This window comes from Geminocystis sp. CENA526, from assembly GCF_050753365.1.
Lineage (GTDB): Bacteria > Cyanobacteriota > Cyanobacteriia > Cyanobacteriales > Cyanobacteriaceae > Geminocystis.
Genome location: NZ_JBLZFY010000180.1, coordinates 1 through 4,657 on the forward strand (window position 1 = coordinate 1; position 4,657 = coordinate 4,657).

Annotated in this window: 3 protein-coding genes; 1 reads left to right on the plus strand and 2 read right to left on the minus strand. The window is 35.5% G+C overall.

Going from position 1 to position 4,657, the window contains the following annotated elements:
• Positions 1-141: 141 nt before the first annotated feature.
• On the plus strand, positions 142-1,665 hold the full coding sequence (locus ACN4EE_RS22025) for a phosphomannomutase/phosphoglucomutase (RefSeq protein WP_431708664.1): 1,524 nt from the start codon (positions 142-144) through the stop codon (positions 1,663-1,665).
• A gap of 453 nt (positions 1,666-2,118) precedes the next feature.
• Here ACN4EE_RS22025 and ACN4EE_RS22030 read toward each other — a convergent pair whose 3' ends face one another.
• Positions 2,119-3,237: a branched-chain amino acid ABC transporter permease gene (locus ACN4EE_RS22030; protein WP_431708665.1), complete on the minus strand. Its 1,119-nt coding sequence runs from the start codon at positions 3,235-3,237 to the stop codon at positions 2,119-2,121.
• Positions 3,238-3,691: 454 nt separating this feature from the next.
• Positions 3,692-4,561, minus strand: a complete 870-nt coding sequence (locus tag ACN4EE_RS22035) for a Uma2 family endonuclease (protein WP_431708666.1) — start codon at positions 4,559-4,561, stop codon at positions 3,692-3,694.
• Positions 4,562-4,657: the final 96 nt, after the last annotated feature.

Below are 4,657 nucleotides of genomic sequence, written 5' to 3' on the forward strand. Positions count from 1 at the left end.
ATAGTGTATAGTGTATAGTGTATAGTGTATAGTGTATAGTGTATAGTGTATAGTGTATAGTTTTTAATTCCTTGTACCTAGCTTACTGAGCGTAGTCGAAGTGTTAATTCTTCATTCTTAATTCTTCATTCCTAATTCTTTATGATAGATATTAATTGGCAAAAGTTACAAAACGGTTCAGATATTAGAGGTGTTGCTTTAACGGGTGTTGAAGGGGAAGAAGTTAACCTCACTCCTGATGTTATTGCTACCATTGGTAAGGCTTTTACTGTGTGGTTAAGTCAGCAAAAAGGCAAACAACCTTCAGATTTAGTGATTTCTGTGGGTAGGGATAGCCGTTTGTCGGGAGAAACCTTGATGAATGCGCTTATGGGTTCGATCGAACTTTTGGGGGTAAAGGTGTATGATTTTGCTATGGCTTCCACTCCAGCGATGTTTATGAGTACCATTAACGAAGGATTTAACTGTGATGGTGCGATTATGTTAACGGCGAGTCATCTTCCTTTTAATCGCAATGGCTTAAAATTTTTCACCGCTAAAGGCGGTTTAGAAAAGCAAGATATTACCGATATTTTGACTTTGGCACAAAAAGGCGAGTTTCCTAGTAATGATAAGTTAGGTTCGATCGAAAAGAAAGATTTTATGACGGTATATGCGAATCAATTCGTCACGAAAATTCGAGAAGGGGTAAACCATCCCGACAACTGGGAAAAACCCCTAGAAGGCTTAAAAATCATCGTGGATGCAGGAAATGGCGCAGGGGGTTTTTATGCCACCAAAGTTTTACAACCTTTAGGCGCGGATATAAACGGTAGTCAATTTTTAGAGCCAGATGGTACTTTTCCTAATCATATCCCGAACCCTGAAAATAAAGAAGCGATGGAGTCGATTTGTCAAGCTGTAATCCGTCATCAAGCAGATTTTGGTATTATTTTTGACACCGATGTCGATCGAAGTGCAGCAGTGGATAGTCAAGGAAAAGAGTTAAATCGTAACAAATTAATTGCCTTGATTAGTGCTATTATTTTACAAGAACATCCCCATAGTTCGATCGTGACTGACTCCATTACATCCGATGGTTTAACCGCCTTTATTGAGGAAGAATTGCAAGGTAAGCATCATCGTTTTAAAAGAGGTTATAAAAATGTCATTAACGAAGCATTGCGGTTAAATCAAGAAGGTAGAGAATCATGGATTGCGATCGAAACTTCTGGTCATGCGGCATTAAAAGAAAACTATTTTCTTGATGACGGGGCGTATTTAGTCACAAAATTATTAATAGAATTAGCTAAATTAAAATTAGTAAATAAAGATTTAACTGAGTTAATTAAAACATTAAAAGAACCTGTAGAAAGTGAAGAATTTAGGTTAATAATTAAAGCCGAAAATTTTAAAGAATATGGTAATCAAGTTATCGAAAAACTAACAGAATTTAGTGCAAACCAACCCGATTGGAACATTGTACCTAATAACTATGAAGGCATTAGGGTTTCCTGTACATCAGAATCAGAACAAGGTTGGTTTTTACTGCGATTATCTCTCCATGATCCCGTATTACCCTTAAATGTTGAAACAAATATTCAAGGGGGAGTAAAGAAAATTGCTCAACGTTTGCTAACCTTTTTCCAAGAATTTGAACAACTAAATTTAAAGGATTTATTATGAAGAAAAAATAGCTTTTAACTGTAGCTTGGATTACGTTGTTTAATGATATAGCAATCCGTTATGAGTTGTGAGAATATGCTTCCCCCTAACCCCTCTTAAATAACAGGGTTTTTTCAAAGTCAGCATAAAATTGTATTTTGTAAGTTCAATTTATTGAACGAAAACTGTTAGCTTTGTCAATTTATTACACAGCGAGTGATGGGTGAAAACCATTATCCCAACGTGTAATAAATCGCGCAGCGTTGCGAGGTACGAAGCAATCTGACGTCTAATAGCGATCATTAAATAAATTTAACTTACTTTTCCCCCAAAATATCATAGTTTTTAATAATAATTGATTTTCTAATCAGAAAAAATGGCTAGATTTCTTGTCAATTATAGTTTTGAGTTAAATACAATTTCGAGAATGAAAACACCCTGCTCTCTATCGTCCTATCCACCATTACTTTTCAATTACCTTCCGAGGGATAATTCTTGTTTTTTGCCTAAAATTCCTTGTGGGCGCCAAACCATTAATATCATTAAAATTAAACCGATAATCATTACTCTTAATGCGCCTACCTGAGAAGCAGAGATAACGTCAGAATTGTTGAAAATAAAACGAGTTAGGGAGTCATAACCCCAAAAAATGATCGCGCCTAATATTACTCCTGCATTGTTTCCTGCACCCCCTAACACTACGATAATCCAAGCATTAAAGGTTAATAAAGGCTCAAAACTGGAGGGGTAAATGGTGGTTAATTGCCAACTATAAAAAGCCCCTGCAATTCCTGCGATCGCACCTCCTAACATAAAGGATTGTAATTTATACCAAAAAACATTTTTACCCAAGGCTTTTGGGATTTCTTCGTCTTCTCGAATCGCTTTTAAAACCCTACCCCAAGGGGAATGTACTAATAAATCTAAACCATAATAAGTTAAAGCTAAAATTATCAACATTAATAACATTAACCCTGCTTTGTAACTATAGTTATAGAGTGCGATCGAACCGTTAATATAGACTAAAAGAATGAAAACAAGGGCGATACCACCCCAAATATAGATACTCAGACGACTAGAAGGCTGAAAACTTTTGCCTTGAATTTGACGATTTAACCCTAATTGTTGACGGATATTTTTCCACAGTTGCCACAACACAAAAGCCGTTAATAAGGTTAATAAGAAAATCATGGAGATTTTACCGAAAAAATTGGGTTTAAATTGAGCAAAAGGTAATTGGTAACTTTGTATGCCAAAAGTGCCTTTCGTTAACCATTGTTCATTTTGTACTATCAAACGGACTAACTCTGATACTCCAATAGTTACGATCGCCAAGTAATCTTCTCGTAATTTCAAGGAACTAAGTCCAATTAATAAACCCAAAACAGAAGCACCCACAGCACCAATAATCACCGCTAAAAAGAGGGGTACACCCTTTTCCGACAGAAGCACCGTAGTATAAGCTCCGATCGTCATAAATGCTACATGACCAAAATTAATTAAACCCGTGAATCCCCACTGTAAATTTAAGCCTAATGCAAATAAAGCATAAAGACTTGCGGATATTGTTAAAAATACCAGATATTGAACCATTGACACTCTCACACGCTAAAAATCAATGATCCATAATAACCTTAACCGTCAGTAAAAAAGCAAATAGGTTGTTTGATGTTAATAAATTTATCTCAAAAGTTGCCCTTGTTTTCTTTAAAAAAACTGTTAAATATACTAAATAGTCATAAATAATACCACGATTATAATAAGCAGAAGTATAATTAGGGTTTAATTTAAAGGTTAAGATGGGTTGAACATTTTTCAACCCCTACATTTACAAAAGACATCTCCAGAAATGAAAAATTAAATCAATTTAGATATTGAAATCGTTAAACTAATATAGTTTATCGTCATTTTCAATCGGGTAAAAATAATTATTGGAGAAGTCTAAAAAAGTCTGCAATTTGAAGAACTTTCATTCAATTACGAGGTAAAAAATACCTCTTTAAGTTTTGAAGAAAAGGAGAAAAAAATTAAGTTATCAAAATTTTTGCTAAGAATAATCTTGAGGATTTTCCCCTAATTCCCGTAATCGAGCCGCTAAACGCTCATATTTTTCTTTTGCTAACTGTGCTTCTTGTTGGGCGTGTTGGGCTTCCTCTTGGGCAAGTTGAGCTTTCTGTTGAGCCTGTTGAGCTTCTTGTTGGGCAAGTTGGGCTTCCTCTTGGGCAAGTTGGGCTTTCTGTTGCTCTTCTTCTGAGGGTAGTAAAACAAGATTACTATTTCGATCGAAAAACCGCAACCAATGATTATTTTCTCGACGGATAACACCTTCCCAAGTGCCTAACCAGAGATTGACGCTTTCACAGAAAAGCCATCCCTTTTCGTTAGGAGTAATTTCTTCATATTTCATTTTATTATTTAAACGCCAACCTTGCAGAGAAGTTCGATCGAACGGATCAAAAACATAGTATTCTCTAGTTTTAAATATCTTCTCGTAAATGTCTTTTTTCTCATGTTTATCAGCGTGTGCTGTAGAAGGTGACATAAGTTCAATTACTACGTCTGGATAGCGCCCATTTTCATTCCACACTACCCAAGCCTTGCGTAAAACATCGCTATTAGTATCCAATACCAGAAAAAAATCAGGTCCCCGAAAATCTCGATTTCGAGCTTGAGTCGCACTGTAATAAATGAACATATTACCGCCTACATAAAAATCATCCTGTTGTTTCATCAAAAAATTCTCTACGGAATCGATAAGTATATTCATTGCTATACGGTGGTGGTTCGTTTCCATCGGCTCTCCATCATCATAAATTAAATCTGTAGGGGGTAATTCTTCGGGGGATAAGATATAGTCTTCCAAGGATTCCCTATCTTCCCATAATTCTTTGTTTGCGATCGAGACTACACTTGTCATAAGATTTCTTAATTCTCCAGTAATTTCATCTATTATAGATCAGGAACTATTAAGCATAGTGTATAGTGTATAGTGTATAGTGTATAGTGTATAGTG

Excerpts from the sequence above, each read along its gene's own strand:
- ACN4EE_RS22030 (WP_431708665.1), bottom strand. The coding sequence starts at position 3,237 with ATGGTTCAATATCTGGTATTTTTAACAATATCCGCAAGTCTTTATGCT.
- ACN4EE_RS22035 (WP_431708666.1), bottom strand. The coding sequence starts at position 4,561 with ATGACAAGTGTAGTCTCGATCGCAAACAAAGAATTATGGGAAGATAGG.
- ACN4EE_RS22025 (WP_431708664.1), top strand. The coding sequence starts at position 142 with ATGATAGATATTAATTGGCAAAAGTTACAAAACGGTTCAGATATTAGA.